Annotated in this window: 16 protein-coding genes; 7 read left to right on the plus strand and 9 right to left on the minus strand. The window is 69.7% G+C overall.

Annotated elements, in window-relative coordinates:
* Positions 1-14: 14 nt before the first annotated feature.
* Genes NK718_RS05290 through NK718_RS05315 form a run of 6 tightly spaced genes read left to right on the plus strand, consistent with a single transcriptional unit; the run spans position 15 to position 9,202 of the window.
* Positions 15-2,708 (plus strand): decarboxylase, encoded by a 2,694-nt coding sequence (locus tag NK718_RS05290; protein WP_254739331.1) that lies wholly within the window; start codon positions 15-17, stop codon positions 2,706-2,708.
* 39 nt (positions 2,709-2,747) lie between these two features.
* Complete coding sequence (locus NK718_RS05295) at positions 2,748-4,448, plus strand: aspartate:alanine exchanger family transporter (RefSeq protein ID WP_254739332.1); 1,701 nt, start codon at positions 2,748-2,750, stop codon at positions 4,446-4,448.
* Positions 4,449-4,481: 33 nt separating this feature from the next.
* Positions 4,482-5,798: a porin gene (locus NK718_RS05300; RefSeq protein WP_254739333.1), complete on the plus strand. Its 1,317-nt coding sequence runs from the start codon at positions 4,482-4,484 to the stop codon at positions 5,796-5,798.
* Positions 5,799-5,822: 24 nt separating this feature from the next.
* Positions 5,823-7,508: an aspartate-alanine antiporter gene (aspT, locus tag NK718_RS05305; protein WP_254739334.1), complete on the plus strand. Its 1,686-nt coding sequence runs from the start codon at positions 5,823-5,825 to the stop codon at positions 7,506-7,508.
* 38 nt (positions 7,509-7,546) lie between these two features.
* Positions 7,547-7,963 carry a hypothetical protein gene (locus tag NK718_RS05310; RefSeq protein ID WP_254739335.1) on the plus strand — a complete coding sequence of 139 codons (417 nt, stop codon included), beginning with the start codon at positions 7,547-7,549 and terminating at the stop codon, positions 7,961-7,963.
* A 3-nt stretch (positions 7,964-7,966) separates the two neighbouring features.
* Positions 7,967-9,202, plus strand: coding sequence for an HlyD family secretion protein (locus NK718_RS05315; protein ID WP_254739336.1), 1,236 nt, complete (start codon positions 7,967-7,969; stop codon positions 9,200-9,202).
* A gap of 43 nt (positions 9,203-9,245) precedes the next feature.
* Here the strand turns inward: NK718_RS05315 and NK718_RS05320 are convergent, their stop codons facing one another.
* From NK718_RS05320 to NK718_RS05355, 8 genes are all read right to left on the minus strand, one after another.
* Positions 9,246-10,373 (minus strand): CaiB/BaiF CoA transferase family protein, encoded by a 1,128-nt coding sequence (locus NK718_RS05320; protein ID WP_254739338.1) that lies wholly within the window; start codon positions 10,371-10,373, stop codon positions 9,246-9,248.
* The gene (locus NK718_RS05325) at positions 10,373-11,536 is read right to left on the minus strand and encodes an acyl-CoA dehydrogenase family protein (protein ID WP_254739342.1); all 1,164 of its coding nucleotides are present in this window, start codon (positions 11,534-11,536) and stop codon (positions 10,373-10,375) included. Before NK718_RS05325 ends, NK718_RS05320 begins: the two co-directional genes overlap by 1 nt.
* A gap of 136 nt (positions 11,537-11,672) precedes the next feature.
* Positions 11,673-12,146 carry a DUF2721 domain-containing protein gene (locus NK718_RS05330; RefSeq protein WP_254739344.1) on the minus strand — a complete coding sequence of 158 codons (474 nt, stop codon included), beginning with the start codon at positions 12,144-12,146 and terminating at the stop codon, positions 11,673-11,675.
* 28 nt (positions 12,147-12,174) lie between these two features.
* Entirely contained in the window at positions 12,175-12,693 is a 519-nt protein-coding gene (locus tag NK718_RS05335) for a hypothetical protein (protein ID WP_254739347.1), read from the minus strand.
* Between the two features lie 68 nt (positions 12,694-12,761).
* Positions 12,762-13,127, minus strand: a complete 366-nt coding sequence (locus NK718_RS05340) for an Ig-like domain-containing protein (protein ID WP_254739349.1) — start codon at positions 13,125-13,127, stop codon at positions 12,762-12,764.
* Positions 13,128-13,194: 67 nt separating this feature from the next.
* Positions 13,195-13,932, minus strand: coding sequence for a hypothetical protein (locus NK718_RS05345; protein ID WP_254739351.1), 738 nt, complete (start codon positions 13,930-13,932; stop codon positions 13,195-13,197).
* A 98-nt stretch (positions 13,933-14,030) separates the two neighbouring features.
* Positions 14,031-14,390, minus strand: a complete 360-nt coding sequence (locus NK718_RS05350; RefSeq protein WP_254739353.1) for an HdeA/HdeB family chaperone — start codon at positions 14,388-14,390, stop codon at positions 14,031-14,033.
* Positions 14,391-14,483: 93 nt separating this feature from the next.
* Positions 14,484-17,063: an arylsulfatase gene (locus NK718_RS05355; RefSeq protein WP_254739355.1), complete on the minus strand. Its 2,580-nt coding sequence runs from the start codon at positions 17,061-17,063 to the stop codon at positions 14,484-14,486.
* 100 nt (positions 17,064-17,163) lie between these two features.
* On the opposite strand from NK718_RS05355, the gene NK718_RS05360 reads away from it, so the two are divergent.
* Positions 17,164-18,222, plus strand: coding sequence for an AraC family transcriptional regulator (locus NK718_RS05360; protein WP_254739357.1), 1,059 nt, complete (start codon positions 17,164-17,166; stop codon positions 18,220-18,222).
* A 6-nt stretch (positions 18,223-18,228) separates the two neighbouring features.
* Here NK718_RS05360 and NK718_RS05365 read toward each other — a convergent pair whose 3' ends face one another.
* On the minus strand, positions 18,229-19,131 hold the full coding sequence (locus NK718_RS05365) for an alpha/beta hydrolase (RefSeq protein ID WP_254739359.1): 903 nt from the start codon (positions 19,129-19,131) through the stop codon (positions 18,229-18,231).
* Positions 19,132-19,145 lie beyond the last annotated feature (14 nt).

Raw genomic sequence — 19,145 nt, forward strand, 5'->3', positions numbered from 1 at the left:
CGGGGAGACGATCCATGTCAGAGGCCAAGCACGACCGCATCGACCAGTTCTTCATCCTGCACGCGTCCCGCGCCGACCTGTGGCGCAACGTGGAGAGCGTCGCCGCCAAATGGAGCAACGGCACAGGCGACGCGGCGGAGGTGAAGGCCGCCGTCGCCGAGATCGCGGTGATCGAGGAGTTCCACGCGGTTCCCGGCCACGCCGCGATGCGGCAGCTGGAGCAGAAGATCGAGGCCGGCGACGCCAAGGCCGCCTGGACGCTCGCCCGCCGCATCTCCGAGATCATCCTGACCAATCGCGGCCACGGCGAAGCGATGGAGGACCTCGCCGACGAGGACTCCGCCGACATCCTGCCGGGCGCGATGGGCGGCGAGCATGGCCGGCCCTCCTTCGAGACGTTGTTCGTCACCGCCCAGCCGGCGTCGCGCTGGCCGGCGCTGTGCGAGGAGATCCGCCGGCTGCGGCGGCCCGAGGACCAGTTCGTCTACGACAGCGTCTTCGTCGGCTCGTTCGAGGACGCAGTCTGCGCCGCCATCATCAACCCGCGCATCGCCGCGGTGGTGACCGCCGACGACATGCCCTATCGCTCGCGCCACGACGCCCCGGTGCTGCGCAAGCTGCTTGACCCCGTGCTCCACTACGAGGACGGCGTCGGCTCGGGCGTCGACCTGGCGCGCGTGCTGAAGGCGCTGCGTCCCGAACTCGACCTCTATCTGCTCTCGGACCGCAACGTGGAGGCGCTCGCCGGCGACCCCAAGGCGGACTGCATCCGCCGCGTCTTCTACGCCGTCGAGGAGCCGCTGGAGACGCACCTGTCGGTGCTGGAGGGCATCGCGGCGCGCTACGAGACGCCGTTCTTCGACAATCTCAAGAAATACGCCCAGCGGCCCATCGGCACCTTCCACGCGCTGCCGATCGCGCGCGGCAAGTCGGTGTTCAAGTCCGAGTGGATTCGCGACATGGGCGAGTTCTACGGGATCAATCTGTTCCTCGCCGAAAGCAGTGCCACCACGGGCGGCCTCGACAGCCTGCTGGAGCCGACCGGCAACATCAAAAAGGCGCAGGAATACGCCGCGCGAGCCTTCGGGGCCGACCACGTGTTCTTCGTCACCAACGGCACCTCGACCAGCAACAAGATGGTCGTGCAGGCGCTGATGAAGCCGGGCGACATCGCCATCGTCGACCGCAACTGCCACAAGTCTCACCACTACGGCATGGTGCTGGGCGGCGGCCAGCCGATCTACGTCGAGGCCTTCCCGCTGACGCAGTACTCGATGTATGGCGCGGTGCCGCTGTCGGCCATCAAGCGCGCCATGCTCGACCTGAAGTCCGAAGGCCGGCTCGACAGGCTGCGCCTGATCGACCTCACCAACTGCACCTTCGACGGGCACATGTACAACACCCGCCGGGTGATGGAGGAATGCCTGGCGATCAAGCCGGACGTCATCTTCCTGTGGGACGAGGCGTGGTCCGGCTTCGCGCACTGGTCGCCCTTCCTGCGCCCGCGCACGGCCATGGGCGCAGCCGCCGCGCTGGAGGAGTACCTGGCGAGCCCGGCCGCGCTCGACGCCTACGAGACGCAGAAGGCGGCGCTCGGCAAGCACCCGAGCGACAAGGCGCTGATGGAGACGCGCCTCGTGCCCGATCCGCGCCAGGTGCGGCTGCGCGTCTACCAGACCAACTCCACCCACAAGTCCATGTCGGCCATCCGCCAGGGCTCGATGGTGCTGGTGCGCGACGTCGACTTTCCGCACGTCGAGAGCCAGTTTCACGAGGCGGTGTTCACCCACGCCTCCACCAGCCCCAACCAGCAGCTCATCGCCAGCCTCGACGTGGCGCGCCGGCAGATGGAGCTGGAGGGCTACGGCCTGGTGATGAACGCGATCTCGATCGCCCTGAAGATCCGAGCGGCGGTCAACATGCACCCGCTCATCTCGAAATATTTCCGCATCCTTGGCGCCGACCAGATGATCCCGGCCGAATTCAGATCCTCCGGCTTCGTCGACTTCCTGAAGCCGGGGACAAACTGGGGCGACATCGCCAAGGCGATGCGCGAGGACGAGTTCTATCTCGACCCGACCCGCATGACGCTGGTCTGCGGCACGGCCGGCTTCGACGGCACGCAGTTCAAGAACCTGCTCGCCAACACCTACAGCATCCAGCTCAACAAGACCTCGCGCAACTCGGTGCTGCTGCAGTCCAACATCAACAACACGCGCAGCGACATCGCCCACCTCATCCGCGTGCTCGTGGAGATTTCCCGGGGCATCGAGGAGAAGCTGCGCAACGGCGGCGAGAGCGCCAAGTCGGCGTTCGCGGCGCGCGTCAAGCAGCTGATGGAGGACGTGCCGGACCTGCCGAACTTCAGCCGCTTCCACGACGCGTTCCGCCGCGACGCCGGCAAGAAGACGAGCGAAGGCGATATGCGCACGGCGTTCTTCGGCGCCTATGTCGAGGCGGAATGCGAGTACCTGCCGCTGTCGAGCCCCGACGTCGACAAGCGGCTCGCGCACGGTCCCGAGCTGGTGTCGGCCAACTTCGTCATCCCGTATCCGCCCGGCTTCCCGATCATGGTGCCCGGGCAGGTGCTGACGCGCGAGACGATCGACTTCATGCGCAAGCTCGACGTCAAGGAAATCCACGGCTACGAGGCGGCGAAGGGGCTCAAGCTCCTGCGCGCCGACGTCCTCGCCGCCAAGTCCCGCTAATCGCTCCCCGACAGCGCCGACCCAGAAGGACGTCCCCCCATGGCCAGCTTCTTCCAGTTCCTCGGGGCCAACCCATTCATCCTGCTCTTCCTCACTGTCGGGCTCGCCGTTTGGCTGGGACGCCAGACGGTCGGCGGCTACGGGCTGGGCATGGTGGCGGCGGCCATCATCGTCGGCTGCGCCCTGTCCGTGATGGGCTCGGCGTTCGGGGTCAAGCTCGCCCTCGATAACTTCACCAAGTCGATGTTCTACTACCTGTTCATGTACGGCGTCGGCCTGCGGGTCGGGCCGTCCTTCGTGAACAGCCTGGGCGGCGACGGCCTGAAGTTCACGCTGCTGGCGGTGGTGAGCTGCGTCGTGGGCCTGCTGCTGGTCGTTCTCGGCGCCAACCTGCTCGGCCTGCCGCCCGGCGCGGCGGGCGGCATGCTGGCCGGCTCGCAGACCATGTCCGCCGCGATCGGCTCGGCGGAGGAGGCGGTCAAGGCCGGCGTCGTGACGCTGCCGGCGGGCACCACGCCCGACCAGGTCTCCTCGATGATCGCCTTGTCCTACGGCATCACCTACATCTGGGGCACGGTCGGCATCATCCTCATCACCAAGTACCTGCCGACCTGGTGGGGCATCGACGCGCGCGCCTCGGCGCGCGAGTACGAGAAGGAGCACGGCGTGGCCAGCGGCGACACGCCGACGCTCACCGGCTGGACGCCCGCCGGGCTGCGCGCCTATCGGCTCGAGAACGCCACGTGGAACGGCGCGACCGTCGGCAAGCTGCTGGGCGAGAACCCCGAGTACCGCGTGCTCAACGTCGTGCGCGACGGCGCGCCGCTGGCGCTGGCGGACACGCTCGTCCTCAAGCTGGGCGATGTGATCGCGCTCGGCGGCAGGCGCGAGACGATGACGGAGAAGATGGGCCTGATCGGCCCGGAGGTGTCCGACCGCGTCGCGCTCGACGTGCCGCTCGACGTCGCCGACGTTCTCGTCACCGACAAGAAGGCGCTGACGCTGACCCCCGGGGAGATGCGCAGCCTGCCGGACGTCAACCAGGTGCAGCTCGTCAAGATCGAGCGGGGCGGGGTGCCGATCCCGATCGGGCGCGACACCAGGCTCCAGCGCCTGGACATCGTCACCATCGCCGGCCTGAAGGAGGCAGTCAGCCGCGTGGGCGGGTTCTTCGGCCGCGTCGTGCGCCCGAGCACGGCCACTGACCTGCTCACCTTGTCGGTGGGCATGGTGCTCGGCTTCCTGATCGGGGCGATCCAGTTCCCGGCCTTCGGGGCGTCGGTCGGCCTCGGCAACGCCGGCGGTCTGCTGGTGTCGGGCGTGATCGTGTCGTCGGTGGTGTCGCGCGTGCGCTTCTTCGGCAACACGCCCAACGCCGCCCGCAACATCCTCGAGGATCTCGGCCTGGTGGTCTTCGTCGCGATCGTCGGCATCAACGCCGGCAACTCGCTGCTCAGCCAGCTCACGGGCGTGCTCGCCCTCAAGATCTTCGTGGTCGGCTTCGTCGCCTGCTCGATCCCGCCGGTGATCGTGTGGATGATCGGGCTCTACGTCTTCAAGATGAACCCCGCCGTACTGATGGGCGGCGTCGCCGGCGCGCGCAGCCACTCGGGTCCCTGCCGCGAGGCGGCGGTGGAGATCCAGAGCAACGTGCCGTGGATCGGCTTCCCCGTCGCCTACGCGGTGTCGGGGGTGCTGCTGACGGTCTTCGGCTACTTCGCCATGGTGCTCGCGCACTGAGGCGGGACGCGTACGGGCAAGGAGGTCTAGCCCATGATATCGATCCGTTTTCTCATTCCTCGGGCGGGGCCGCTTCTGGCGGGGATGGCAGGTCTGGCGGGCGGCCTCGCGTCGTTCGCCGCGCTCGCGGCGGACCTGCCGTCCGGCAAGGCGGCGGCGGTCGAGTATGTCAGGACGTGCCCCGAACGCGGCCGGGGCTTCTTCTACATCCCGGGCTCCGACACCTGCCTGCAAATCGGCGGCCGGGTGCGCGCCGAATATCGCTACGAGGAGCCGTTCAAGCGCACCGACAACACGATCCGCTTTCGCGGCCGCGGCTACCTGTCCTTCGACAGCTACACCAACACCGAGCTCGGCGCGGTGCGCGCGACGAGCCGCATCTACGTCACCAAGGACACCGGCAGCAGCGCCAGCACCACGCTCGACTGGGCCTATATCCAGTTCGCCGGGGTGACGGCGGGGCGGCTCGAATACTCCTTCTTCGATTTCTCGCCCATCGGCGACTGGGGCTATCTCGACGCCACGGTGGTCGGGCGCGGCGCCTACCACCAGTCCATCAACGCCCTCGCCTACACGTTCAAGCCGATCCCGGAGATGCTCGCGACCATCTCGATCGAGGACTCCACGGAGCGTCAGGTCGGCCTCTACACCTACACGCCGGCCGGCAATCCGTATGACCCGGTGCAGCTCGGCTACGGCGGCCAGTCGCTGCCGGACATCGTCGGGCGGCTGGAGTACAACCCGACCTGGGGCCAGATGGTGCTGGCCGGCGCGGTGCACCAGAACCGCTTCGGCGGTCCCTACGCGGCCGGGTTCAACGGTTCGACCGGCGGCGTGGTCGACACCGAGTACGGCTACGCCGTCAACGCCGGCTTCAAGGTCAACCTGCCCATGCTGGCGCAGGGCGACGCCTTCATGGCCTCGGCGGTGTGGGCCTACGGCGCGTCCAATTACACGGGCTGGACCACGGCCGGGGCGGCGGGATCGCTCAATCCGCTGCGCACCGACGTCATCGTCCGTCCGGATACGATGGATGGCAGCCTCGCGCACAGCTACAGCCTGTCGGCGGGCCTGCGGCACTTCTGGGCGCCGGAATGGGTGCAGTCGATCTTCGCCGCCTATGGCGGGCTGAACCAGCAGGGAACGGCCTTCGACGTGCGCGCGATCACCGTCGGCACCAACGTCGCCTGGGCCCCGTCGCGCTTCGGGCTGATCGGCGCGGAGATCTACTACAGTCGCCTGATCGACCCGCCGCCGAGCGCCTATCCGTTCGTGGCCGGCGCGTACGACCTCTCCGGCCAGTCCGCCGACAACTGGGGCGGACGCGTGCGCTTCCAGCGATCCTTCTGAAGTTCCGGCACAAGGCGGCCCACCATGGACTACGTCGTCACCGCGCTGCGGAACAATCCCGAACTGGCGATCTTCCTGACGCTCGCCATCGGCTTTCTCGTCGGGAAGCTCCGGTTCGGGAGCTTCAGCCTCGGCATCGTGGTGGGCTGCCTGCTGGCCGGCGTGCTGATCGGCCAGCTCGACATCAAGGTGTCGCCGCTGGTCAAGACGATCTTCTTCGATCTCTTCCTCTTCACCACCGGCTACAAGGTGGGGCCGCAGTTCTTCCGCGCGCTGAAGGCGGACGCGCTCCCGCAGGTGGCGCTGACGGTGGTGCTGTGCGTCTCCTGCCTGCTCACCGCCTTCCTGTTCTCCAAGCTGCTCGGCTACGACATCGGCACGGCGGCCGGGCTGCTGGCCGGCGCGTTCTCCGAGTCCACCGTCATCGGCACGGCCGGCGAGGCGATCCAGCGCCTGTCCCTGCCCGAGGCGGAGAAGGCGATGCTCGTCAACAACATTCCGGTCGCCTACGCCGTGACCTACCTGGTCGGCACGGCGGCGCTGGTCTGGTACATCCCGACCATCGGGCCGAAGCTGATGGGCGTCAGCCTCCGCGACGAGGCTGAGCGGATGCGAGGCGAGGTCGGCTCCGCGCGCGACGCCCCGGAAGGCGTCATGTCCGCCGCGCGTTCCTTCGACGCGCGGGCCTACCGCGTCGAGAATCCGGCCCTGTTCGACAAGACCGTCGCCCAGCTCGAGGCGATGCCGACGGACGCGCGCGTCTTCATCGCCCGCGTGCGGCGGGGGAACGACATCCTGGAGTCCGCGCCCGACCTGGTCGTCCGCGGGGGCGACGTCGTGGCGGTGCTGACCCGCATGGAGCTGCACGCGGCGAAGGGCGAGCTCGTGGGCCAGGAAGTCGCCGACAAGGCGTTGCTCGACATTCCGGTGGAGTCGCTCGACGTGGTGGTCACTCACCGCTCGGTGGCGGGCAAGACGCTGGCCGATTTGGCGGGGCGCGACTTCGCGCGCGGCGTGTTCCTGTCGCGCATCATGCGCTCCGGCGTCGAGATGCCGATCGCGCCGGGGGCCGTGGTGGACAGGGGCGACGTGCTGCGGCTCATCGGCGCTCTGCCGGACGTGGAGCGCGCCGCCAAGGCGCTGGGCTACCCCGACCGGCGCACGGCCGAAACCGACATGGTGTTCGTCGGGCTCGGCATTTTCCTGGGCGGGCTGGCGGGGCTGCTTTCCCTCGTGGTCTGGGGCGTGCCCCTGACGCTGACGGCGAGCGGCGGCGCGCTGGTGATGGGCCTGGCCTTCGGCTGGCTGCGCTCCGTGTTCCCGGCGTTCGGCCGCATTCCCGAGCCGGCAATCTGGATCTTCGACACGATGGGCCTGTGCATGTTCATCTCGGTGGTGGGCCTCAGCGCCGGTCCAAGCTTCGTCGCCGGGCTGAAGAGCTCGGGCCTCAGCCTCGTGCTGGTCGGCCTCGTCTCCGCGCTGCTGCCGCACACGATCGCGATCCTGTTCGGCCGCTTCGTGCTGCGGATGAACCCGCTGATCGTGCTCGGCGCCTGCGCGGGAGCAGGCACCATCACCGCGGCGCTGCGCGCCGTGCAGGACGAGGCCAAGAGCAGCATCCCGGCGCTCGGCTACACCGTGCCTTACGCCATCGGCAACATCCTGCTCACGGCCTGGGGACCCGTCCTCGTGGCCCTCATGTCGATCTGAACCGCCAATCTTCCTTCCCCCGATCCGGAGCCCCCGACGTGCCAGACAAACTTCATCCGATGGCGACGGAGCACCTTCCCATCTTCATCCCGGCGCCGGGCGGCACGGACGTGCTCATGGTTGTCGTGGGCGTGTTCCTGGTGGCCGTCGTGCTGCTGGTGGGGCTGCTGTTCTTCTGGCTGCACACCCTGCCGGAGCGCATGGCCCACAAGGGCAAGAAGCTCCAGTTCGAGATCGTCGCCGTGCTCGGCCTGCTGGCGCTGTTCACCCATGTCCACGCCTTCTGGGTGGCGGGACTGCTGCTGGCGCTCATCGATCTGCCGGACTTCGCGACCCCGATGCGCCGCATGGCGGACGCGCTCGAGCGCATCTCCGGCGTCGAGCCGGAACCTGATCCGAACGAAAGGCCGGATCGCGGCCATGCCGACGAGCCGCACGCAAGCCACGGAGCCTGAGCCATGTTGGAACTGCTCCTGTGTTCGCTGCTCACGATCCTCCCCGACTATCTCTACCGCCGCTACCGGCAGGGCAGGCGGCTGGGGCACGAGATCACGATCTATTCGGTGTGGTACGAGCTGCGCTGGGGCATCACGACCTGCCTCATGCTCACCCTCGCCCTCATCACGACGGTGTTCTACAACCACCCCTCCACGAGCAATGTCACGTCGCTCTACCGCGCCATCCCGATCCTTTCAGAGACCAGCGGGCGGGTCGCGGAGATCTATGTCGGCGTCACGGGCGACCGGAAGATCGGCGAGCCCATCTTCAGGCTCGACAGCAGCCGCCAGGATGCCGCGCTCGAAACCGCGAGACGACGCGTCGCCGAGGTCGATGCCTCCATGGTGATGGCGAAGGCGGACCTCGCCGCCGCCGACGGCCAGATCCAGCAGGCCAAGGGCGCGTACGACCAGGCGCTGGAGGAGTTGCAGACCAAGGAGGAACTGCAGCGCCGCAACGCCGACATCGTCGCGCAGCGCGAGATCGAGAAGCTGCGCAACCTCGTCGAAGGACGCCAGGGCGGCGTCGTGGCGGCGGAAGCCGCGCGGCTGGCCGCCGAGACCAGGCTGACCACGCTGCTGCCCGCCGAAAAGGCGAGCGCCGAGGCCACGCTGGCGCAGGCCCAGGTCGACGTCGACAAGACCATGGTCCGCGCCGGCGTCACCGGCCGCATCGAGCAGTTCGTGCTGCGGGTCGGCGACGTCGTGAACCCGCTGATGCGCCCGGCCGGCGTGCTGATCCCGGAAGAATCGGGCCGCGGCCGGCTCCAGGCGGGGTTCGGCCAGATCGAGGCGCAGGTCATGCGCACCGGCATGATCGCCGAGGTGACCTGCGTGTCGAAGCCCTTCACGATCATCCCGATGGTCGTGACCGGCGTTCAGGACTTCATCGCCGCCGGCCAGGTCCGCACCGGCGAGCAGCTGATCGACATCCAGCAGGTGAACCGCCCGGGCACGATCCTCGTCTTCATGGAGCCGCTCTACCAGGGCGCGCTGGACGACGTGCCGCCCGGCAGCTCCTGCGTCGCCAACGCCTACAGCAACAATCACGACATCATCGTCGCCAAGGACACCGGCACCCTCAAGGCCGCCTACCTGCACATGGTCGACGCGCTGGCGCTCGTCCACGCGCTGATCCTTCGCATCCAGGCCTTGGTGCTTCCGTTCCAGACGCTGGTGTTCTCGGGCGGCCACTGACGAGGCGCGCCGGGACGCGCCCGGCGCGGCGATCCAGGTCGCCTCAATGGTCCTCGCCGCCGCCCGGCGGCGGGGCGTGTTCGCCCACCGCCGGGACCCGGCCGTAGCGGCGCTCCTCTCCGGCGATGCGCGGCGCGGGGGCCGGCAGCGACACGGGGCCGGCCGGGGTGTCCACCTCGATGCGCCGCAAATGCGGGTGGCGCGACAGGGCCGCCATGTCGTTCACCGCCGCGAAGGCGGTGTCGGCCTGCGTGAGGCGGGCGACCGCCGCGTCGGCGGTCAGCGCCGCGAACGCCGACGCCACCGCGGCGTCGGTCTCCGGCCGGTTGCGGACGCGCGCCACGTTGGTGGCGAAGCGCGCGTCGCCCGCCAGCTCCGGCCGGCGCAGGAAGGCGGCGCAGAACGACGCCCATTCGCGATCGCTCTGGATCGAGACGAGGATGTCCTTTCCGTCGCCGGTGCGGAACACGCCATAGGGCGAGATGGAGGGGTGCGCGAGGCCGAGCCGCGGCGGCGGCTTCCCGCCCTCCGCGTGCAGCAGCGGCACGGTGAGCCAGTCGGCCATCACGTCGAACATGGAGACCTGGATGTCGCGGCCCTCGCCCGTGACGCCGCGCGCGATCAACGCCTCGAGCACGGCGGCGTGCGCCGTCGCCCCGGTGGCGATGTCGACGATCGAGACGCCGACCCGCGCCGGCGCGTCCGGGCCGCCGGTGATCGAGCTCAAGCCCGATTCCGCCTGGATCAGCAGGTCGTAGGCCTTGCGCGCGGCGTAGGGTCCCGTCTCGCCATAGCCGCTGATCGAGCACGTGATCAGGCGCGGGAAGGCGGCGCGCAGCTCCGGGATGGCGAGCCCCATGCGCGCGAACGCGCCGGGCTTGAGGTTCTGCACCAGCACGTCGGCGTCCGCCAGCAGGCCGCGCAGCGCGCTCCGTCCGCCCGGCGTGGCGAGGTCGAGCACCAGCGACTCCTTGCCCCGGTTCAGCCAGACGAAATAGCTGCTCTGCCCCTTCGCCACGTCGTCGTAGCCGCGGGCGAAGTCGCCTTCCGGCCGCTCGATCTTGATGACGCGCGCGCCCGCGTCGGCGAGCCGCGAGGTGCAGAACGGAGCCGCCACCGCCTGCTCGACGGCGACGACGGTGAGCCCCGCCAGAGGCAGGCGCGCCGTCATCAGAACGACCTCGGCAGGCCGAGCACGTGCTCGGCGACATAGGCGAGGATGAGGTTGGTCGAGATCGGCGCGACCTGGTACAGGCGCGTCTCGCGGAACTTGCGCTCGACGTCGTATTCGTGGGCGAAGCCGAAGCCGCCGTGGAACTGGATGCAGGCGTTGGCCGCCTCCCAGCTCGCCTTGGCGGCGAGGTACTTCGCCATGTTGGCCTGCGCCCCGCAGGGCAGGCCGGCGTCGAACAGCCGGCACGCCTCGAAGCGCATCAGGTTCGCCGCCTCCACCTCGATGTAGCTCTCGGCGATCGGGAACTGCACGCCCTGGTTCTGGCCGATCGGCCGCCCGAACACGACGCGCTCCTTGGCGTAGGCCGTGACCTTGTCGACGAACCAGTAGCCGTCGCCGATGCACTCGGCGGCGATCAGCGTGCGCTCGGCGTTGAGCCCGTCGAGGATGTAGCGGAAGCCCTTGCCCTCCTCGCCGATCAGGTTCTCGGCGGGGATCTCCAGGTCGTCGAAGAACAGCTCGGCCGTCTCATGGTTGACCATGTTGGCGATGGGGCGGGCCTCGAGGCCGCGGCCGAACGCCTCGCGCAGGTCGACGATGAAGATCGACAGGCCCTCGGACTTCTTCGCCACCTCGGCGAGCGGCGTGGTGCGGGCGAGCAGGATCATCAGGTCCGAGTGCAGCACGCGCGAGATCCACACCTTCTGGCCGTTGACCACGTAGCGGTCGCCGCGGCGCACCGCCGTGGTCTTCAGGCTGGTCGTGTCGGTGCCGGAAGTGGGCTCGGTGACGCCCATGGATTGCAGGCGCAATTCGCCCGAGGCGATGGCGGGCAGATAGCGCCGCTTCTGCTCCGGCGAGCCGTGCCGCACCAGCGTGCCCATGTTGTACATCTGGCCGTGGCACGCGCCGGAATTGCCGCCGCTGCGGTTGATCTCCTCCATGATGACGGAGGCCTCGGCGAGGCCGAGCCCCGCGCCGCCATACTCCTCGGGTATCAGCGCCGCCAGCCAGCCCGCGCGCGCCAGCGCGTCGACGAACGCCTCCGGGTAGCCGCGCTCGGCGTCGACCTTGCGGTGGTACTCGGGTGGAAACTCCGCGCACAGGGCGCGCACCGCCTCCCTGATCTCGCGATAGTCGTCGCTGGCTCGTCCGGTCATGGCGTCGCTTCCAGGCACGGCCGAACCGGCGGCCCACCCGCCGACCCGACCTCACCCTCCATACCCCGCCCGGGGGGTGCGGTGGAATGGGGGGCCGCGCCATGTCGCGATAAGCCGCGCCGTGGCGGCGCGCGCCTCAGCGTTCGCCGCGCTTCCAGCGCCTGTCCGGGAGGTGGCCGGTGCTGTCCGGCAGCATCAGCATCGCCACCTTGACCTCGCGGGCGAAGTGCACGAGCGAGCCCATCAGGAGGGCGAGCGCGGTGGAGAACAGCACCGCGACGCCGACCTGGTGGCGCGCGCCCACGAAGGCCGACCCGAAGGCGACGATGAGCAGCAGCGCGGTGACGAGCGCGCTCAGCACCGCGAGGTAGATCGCGCGGTGCAGCATGCGCATCCTGTCGTGCAGCAGGGCGATGTACTTCTTGTCCTCCTCTTCCGAGCCGGCCGCGTTGAGCCGGGCGCGCCACTGGTCGCCGACGCGCTCGGAGCGCGTCACGAGGATGGACAGGAACGCCGCGACCGCGCCGAGCATGAAGGACGGCGCGGTGGCGTGCGAGATCACCGCGTTGAGCCTCTCGGAGTCCAGGCTTTCGGTGAGGAGACTGGACATGAGCGGCCGACCGGGTTGCGGGGGACAACTATTTGGCGAGTTCGATCAGAAGTTCGTCCTGTCCCATGCTGAGCGTCAAGCCTTCGCTCTGCCCGACGAGGTGCATGATCGCGCCGGCCTTGTTCTCCAGCCACAATTCGCTGCGGCCGCCGGTGTCGAAGTCGAGGCCGAGCGGCCCCGTGCCTTCCACCCACACGCCCGCGAGCTGGGACGGGTCGTCGAGCTTGTAGATGTCGCCCGACACCTGCCGGCGGGAGACGCTGCCCGGGCCCATCACCGTGCCGACGACGCGGAACGGGTAGGTCTTGCCCTTCATCGTGAGCACGCCCTTGCCGACGCCGGCCCCGCCCACGAACGCCTCGGTGAGCGTCACTTTTCCGGAGGGCTTGAGGCCGGTGATGTCCTGCTGCGTCGGCGCCCTCATCGGCACCGGGCTGTCGGCCTCCATGGTGGCGCAGCCGGCCAGGGGCAGCGCGGCGCAGCCGGCCAGCAGGAGGACGCGAGCGGCGGTGAATGGCGCGCGGGCGCGCGCGGCGATGCGGTTCATCTGGGATCCCCGGGGGTGTGAGCGAGGGCGGGGCGCTGGCGCGCCCCGCCGGAGGGAGGCGTGGAGGGTCAGTTCCTGACCTTGACGTTGACGGTGACGATGGACGTGCCGCTGCCGGCGTTGCCCTGGCCGGTGAGGCTCATCTTGAACTGGTCCGGGCCGGCATAGCCGGCCGCCGGCGTGTAGCCGTAGGTCGTGCCGCTGACGAAGGCCGTGCCGTGGCTGGCCTGCTGCACGATGGCCGAGTTGGTCATCATCGCGCCCCACAGGTCGAGCGTGGCGGAACAGCCCGCGCCGCCGACATAGAGCAGCCAGGTCGAGTTCTGGCCGAAGCCGAAGGACGACGCCTCCGGCATGCACTGCGTGCCCTGCGAGGCGCTGACGCAGCCGCCGAGCGAAGCGACGACGCCCACAGCGAGAAGACGTTTCAACATGGCGAATCCTGTCCCGTGAGAGAGTGGCGGAAAAGGTGGGACGGGAGGCCGCGCCGGCGGCTCCGCGTCAGTAGCACGGCGGATAGGGGTAGTAGCCGCAGGGGGGCGGGGCGTAGTAGGGCCGCGCGGCGGCCGCCGCCGCGCCCACCATCGCCCCGGCGGCGAGGCCCGCGCCGACGCCGTAGACGGGCTCGGCCGGGTGCCCGTACCAGGCGCCGTGGTAGACCGGCGCGTGGTAGTACGCGCCGCCGAAGCCGCCGACATGGGCCACTCCGCCCCCGTAGGGACCGCGCACCGCGAAGGCGTCGATGAACACCGCGACCGGCCCGGAGGCTCCCGTCAGCGCGCCCTCGAGCACGGCGACGTCGAAGGTCAGCGTGGTCCCGTCGAGCTTGGGCGACTTCAGCACGACGACCGCGTCGGCGACCTCGCCCGGATTGGCGCCGAGCACCGACACCGTGGCGTTGGGCGGGTCCTTGGCGAAGTTGTCCTTGCCTTCGTCCCACTGCATGATGAACTGCTTCGTCATCTCGTGGCCGGCCGCGCGCACCGGCCGGTCGGCGAAGACGATGGTGTTGGTGGCGATCCCGGTCAGGACCAGCTTGCCGCCCTCGAGCTTGGCGCCGGCGGCGTTGAGCACGGCCAGCGACGGTACCGGGCGGCTCTGGGCGGCGGGCACGCCGATCGACTTCTCCAGCGGGACGTGCTTCTTCGCCTCCTGCGCCGAAGCGGCTCCGGCGGCGAGGCAGAGGAGGGCGACCAGCGCCAGCGAACGGACGGGCCGCGAGGACATCTCGGCGATCATGGCTAACTCCGATGTTGAAGGGGACGGCGCGGCGGCCGATCCGTCGCGCGGCGCCGCCGTCGCGCCCGCGAACGGGGCGACGGCGGACGCGGGTCGCGTCACTTCATCTTGATGCCGAGCTTGGCCCGCTCGTCCTTGAACACGACGGCGATGGCCTCGATGACCTTCTTGGACTGGTTCGCCTGGCAGTAGACGATGATCTGGTGCTCGAGGTCCTTGCCCCGGGTGACGTTGAAGGCGTGCTTCTTCGCCAGCCCGTTGTACCAGCCGGCATACCAGGTGGTGAGCGCGTCCGCGTCCTCCTGGTAGGTGTTGGCGAGCTGGGCGCAGGTCAGCGCCTGCACGTCGATGAAGCCGTCCTTGTCGGCGTAGGACGCCAGCGACACGGGGGACTGGGCCTGGGCCGCCGCGCCGAGCAGCATCGTGAAGCCGGCGGCCGCGAGAATACGCACGCTCATGGGGTTCTCCTGTGGGTTTTGGAAGTCAGGGGAGTGGGTCGCGACGGCGCGCCGCGCGCCGCGGCGGACCGCGGCGCGGGGCGTCCGGCGGGGTTACTTGGCGTCGCTGGCGGCGCGCATGGCATCCGCCAGCTTCTTCTCGTCGTCCGGCGAGAGCCTGGGCCGGTCGAGATCGATGGCGAGCCGGGCGAGCTTGCCGGTGAAGGCGAACGGGACCTGGTAGTCCTGGTCGTCGACCGGCGTGCCGGTGTCGGAGCCCACGTCGAACGTCTCGTCGACCGGCAGCGCCAGCGGCACGGTGCGGTCGAGCTGCTGGCGCGCGACCTCCTTGCCGTCGACCTTCAGCACGCCGACGCCGCCGCGGCCGATGCCGCTGAGATTGTTGAAGGCCAGCGTCGCGAAGCCGAGCCCGTCATACTTGAAGTCGAAGACGATCTGGTGCTTGCCGGGGGCGAGCGGCAGGTCGCCGGTCCACTTCACGCGGCGCAGGTCGAGCAGGTTCCAGGTGAAGGTGGGCTTGCCCTTCAGCAGGTACAGCCCCCAGCCGCCGAAGCGCCCGCCCTCGGTGACGACCACGCCCTCCGCCCCGGAGGCCGGGACCTCGATGTCGGCGGTGATCGTGTAGGAGGTGTTGAGCAGGCTGGGCGCCGCGCCGTCGGGGATGCCGGTGACGGGGGCCGTGTAGACGAAGTTCGAGCGGCCCGCCGACAGGCTGGGGCGAGGCGACACGAGGCGGGTGGCGACCGACGCGTCGAGCGGCAGCACGTTGTTCCTGCCGAACTCGGCGAACATCAGCTGCTGCATTTCCCTCAGCCGGCGCGGCTCGGCGGCGGCGAGGTCCTGGTTCTGCGTCCAGTCCTTGGCGACGTTGTAGAGCTCGAACTTGTAGGCGCTCGCCGGGTCCGCCGTCGCCGCCCCGAGCAATTGCCAGGGCGCGCGCACCGGCACGGCGCTGAGCATCCACCCGTCGTCGTAGAGGCCCTGGACGCCCATCATCTCGAAGTACTGCGTATGGTGCGTCGAGGGCGCGGCGGCGTTCGCCTTGTCCCACGTATAGGCCATGCTGACGCCCTCGATCGGCTTCTGGGCGATGCCGTCGACCGTCACGGGGGCGGGGATGCCGGTCGCCTCGAGCAGCGTCGGGACGATGTCGATGACGTGGTGGAACTGGTGGCGGACGCCGCCCTTGTCGGCGATCTTGCGCGGCCACGAGATCGCCATGCCCTGGCGCGTGCCGCCGAAGAAGCTCGGCACCTGCTTGGTCCACTTGAACGGCGTGTCGAAGGCCCAGGCCCACGGAACCGCCATGTGGTTGTAGGTGTACTGCGAGCCCCAGACGTCGAACCACTTCATCTGCTCGGCGGCGGTGAGCTCGACGCCGTTGAACTGCATCATCTCGCTCGGCGTGCCGTTGGGCGAGCCCTCGGCCGAGGCGCCGTTGTCGCCGCTGATGTAGATGACCAGCGTGTCGTCGAGCTTGCCCATGTCCTGCACGGCCTGGATGACGCGGCCGATTTCGTCGTCGGCATAGGCGAGGTAGGCGGCGTAGACATCGGCCTGCCGCACGAACAGCTTGCGCTCCTCGTCGGTCAGCGAGTCCCAGTTCTTCAGCAGGTCGGCCGGCCACGGCGTCAGCTGCGCGTCCTGCGGGATCACGCCGAGCTTCTTCTGGTTGGCGAAGATCTGGTCGCGCAGCTTGTTCCAGCCCTGGTCGAACAGGTGCATGTCGCTGATCTTCTTGATCCACTCCGGCGTCGGGTGGTGCGGCGCGTGCGTCGCCCCCGGCACGTAGTAGAGGAAGAACGGCATCTCGGGGTCGATCGAGTTCAGCTGGTTGAGCCAGCCGATCGCGTCGTCCGCCATCGCCGTGACGAGGTTCCACTTCGGATTGTTGACGTAGGGATAGATGGCGGTGGTGTTGCGGAACAGGTTGGGCTGCCACTGGCTCGTGTCGCCGCCGACGAAGCCATAGAAATATTCGAAGCCCATGCCGAGCGGCCACTGGTCGAACGGCCCCGCCTGGCTGGCCTGGTAGGTCGGCGTGTTGTGGTTCTTGCCGAACCACGCCGTGCGGTAGCCATTTTCCTTCAGGATGCGGCCGATGGTGGCGTTGTCCGGCCCGATGATGCTGTTGTACCCGGGAAAGCCCGTGGACTGCTCGGAGATGACGCCGAAGCCCACCGAGTGGTGGTTGCGCCCGGTGATCAGCGCGGCGCGCGTCGGCGAGCACAGCGCCGTGGAGTGGAAGTTCGTGTAGCGCAGCCCGGCGTTGGCGATGCGGTCGAGGTTGGGCGTCGGGATGACGCCGCCGAACGTCGACGGCGCTCCGAAGCCGACATCGTCCGTCATGATCAGCAGGACGTTGGGCGCGCCCTTGGGCGGGGCGACGCGCGCCGGCCAGAAGGGTCGGGACTGCATGGCGTTGAGGTTGATCTCGCCCCCGAACGGGGCGGGCGGCGGCGGCAGCACGCGACCGTCGATGGTCGTCGTCGCATTGGGCGCGCCGGGCGCCGGGCCGCGCGGCGTTCCGCCCGTCTGGGCGGTGGCGGCCACGCCGACGCCGGGCGCGGAAGGCGGGGCGGACTGGCCGAACGACGCGCCGGCCGCGAGCAGGCCGGCCAGCAGGGTGACGCGCCCGCAGCCGCGCGCCCATCCAAGCGATAAGTGAAACATAGTAAGCCTCACGCAACGTTCGGGTTTGGTAACGTTCATCAACTGTCAAGTTAGGCTACTTGGAGTTGACCGGTTTCTCTTTTAGGGACAATCTAACTCAATGAATGAGTTGGGTGATCGCAATCAGCGCGTGGGGCCGATCGCCGGGCTCGGGGCGCTGCTCCGCGAATTCGGCATTCAGCCGCGCGCCTTCGGCGAGGAGTTCGGCGTCGACCTGGACCGCCTCACCCCGGACGCGCGGGAGCCGTTCGGGCTGATGCTGCGGATGCTGCGGGAGGCCGCGGCGCGCACCGGCTGCCCGCATCTGGGGCTGCTGCTGGGATCGCGCTATCGCCCGACCGAGCACGGCCCCATTCACCGCCTGATGGCCACGGCTCCGACGCTGCGCGACGCGCTGCTCGATTTCGTTCACTGGCAGTTCGGCTACTCGACGGCCGCCACCGTCTATCTCGACCGCATCGGCGACGATTTCGCGTTCGGCTACGGGGCCTACGAGCGCACCGCGCCGGCGACGCCGCTGCTCTACGAGATGTGCGCGGCGATCGGCGTCACCATGATCCACGAGCTGACCGGCGGCGCGGTGTCTCCGGTCGAGATCCACTTCGCGCACCGCCCGGCCGCCGACCTCGCGCCCTACCAGCGCATCCTGCGCGCGCCGGTGCGCTTCAACCAGAACCAGACCTGCCTCGTGCTGCGCGCCGCCGCCCTCGAGGCGCCGCTGCCGGGCTTCGACCCGGTGGCCAGGGCGCGGCTGATCCAGGCGATGGCGGCGCACGGCTTCGCCTCGCTCTCGGCGGCGGCGCGGCTGCGCCGCATCGTGCGGCCGCAGATCCTCAGGGACGATCCGTCGATGGCGGGCGCGGCGCGCGTGCTGCGCGTGCATCCGCGCACGCTGCGCCGCCAGCTCGCCGCCGAAGGGGTTTCTTTCGAGCAGGTGCGCGACGAAGTGCGCTTCATGCTGGCGCGCGAGCTGCTGCAGCTCACCGACCTGCCGATCGGCGACATCAGCAACGCGCTCGCCTTCGCCACGCACGCCGCCTTCGTCCGCGCCTTCCGGCGCTGGAGCGGCGCGCCGCCGACCGTGTGGCGCGCGGCGGCCCGGCTGACGGCCTCGCCGCCGCCGTCCGCGAACGCGGCCCGGCCGCCCGAAGCGGCCTGAGGCCGGTCAGGCCGGCCCGAAGCAGGGCGCGGTCGCCGGGTCTCCCGTCAACCACGCGGCCAGCGTGCGTGTCCACGGATTCTGCGGCCGCTGCTGGTCCACGTGAATCCAGAAATGGTCGAACAGCGGGAACATCCAGCCTTCGGCCCGCGCCTGGCCCTTCTCCCGCAGGGCGGCGAGGAACACCGGCCCCTGCGCCTTGCAATAGGGGTTGTCGTTCTCCGACCACGTGACGAGGAACGGGGTGCGGTTGCCCTCGACCCAGCGGATCGGGGACGCCTCGCGCGCCGCCGCGTCGTCGCCCTCGGGCACCAGCCGTAGCGTCGAGGGCGAGCGGATGACGCTGCCGTCCGCGGCGGTGGAATAGAGGTCGTAGACGCCGCTATAGGGCAGGCAGGCCTTCACCACGCCCGGCGGCAGGCCGAAGCCGGCGTGCAGGTCGGCGCGCAGCGTGAGCAGCGCCGCGAGATGGCCGCCGGCCGAGTGGCCGCCGACCACGATGAGCTCCGGGTCGCCGCCGAAGCGGGCGATGTTGGCGTGCACCCAGGCGAGCCCCGCCAGGCAGTCGTGCAGCGGCGCGGGGTAGGTGTGCGCCGGCGCAAGCCGATACGACAGCGACACGTAGACCGCGGGGACGGCGGTGATGGCGGGCGCGTTGAGGCCCATCCACTCCTTGTAGCCGTGGCTCCAGCCGCCGCCGTGGATGTTGACGAACACCGGCAGGCCGGTCAGCGCCGTGTCGTCGGGCATGTAGACGTCGAGCCGCTGCCAGTAGTCCGGCCCGTAGGCCAAGTCGCGCTCGCAACGCGTCGTCATCTGGGCGAGGCGCGACAGGCGCAGCGCCGTCTCGGCGTAGGCGTCGGCGCGGATGTTGATCGGCGGCTGGGCGGGAAGGTCCTGGAAGGGCATCGGTCGGGTCCGGG

It is taken from the genome of Alsobacter ponti, from assembly GCF_024294805.1.
Classification (GTDB): Bacteria; Pseudomonadota; Alphaproteobacteria; order Rhizobiales; family Beijerinckiaceae; genus Alsobacter; species Alsobacter ponti.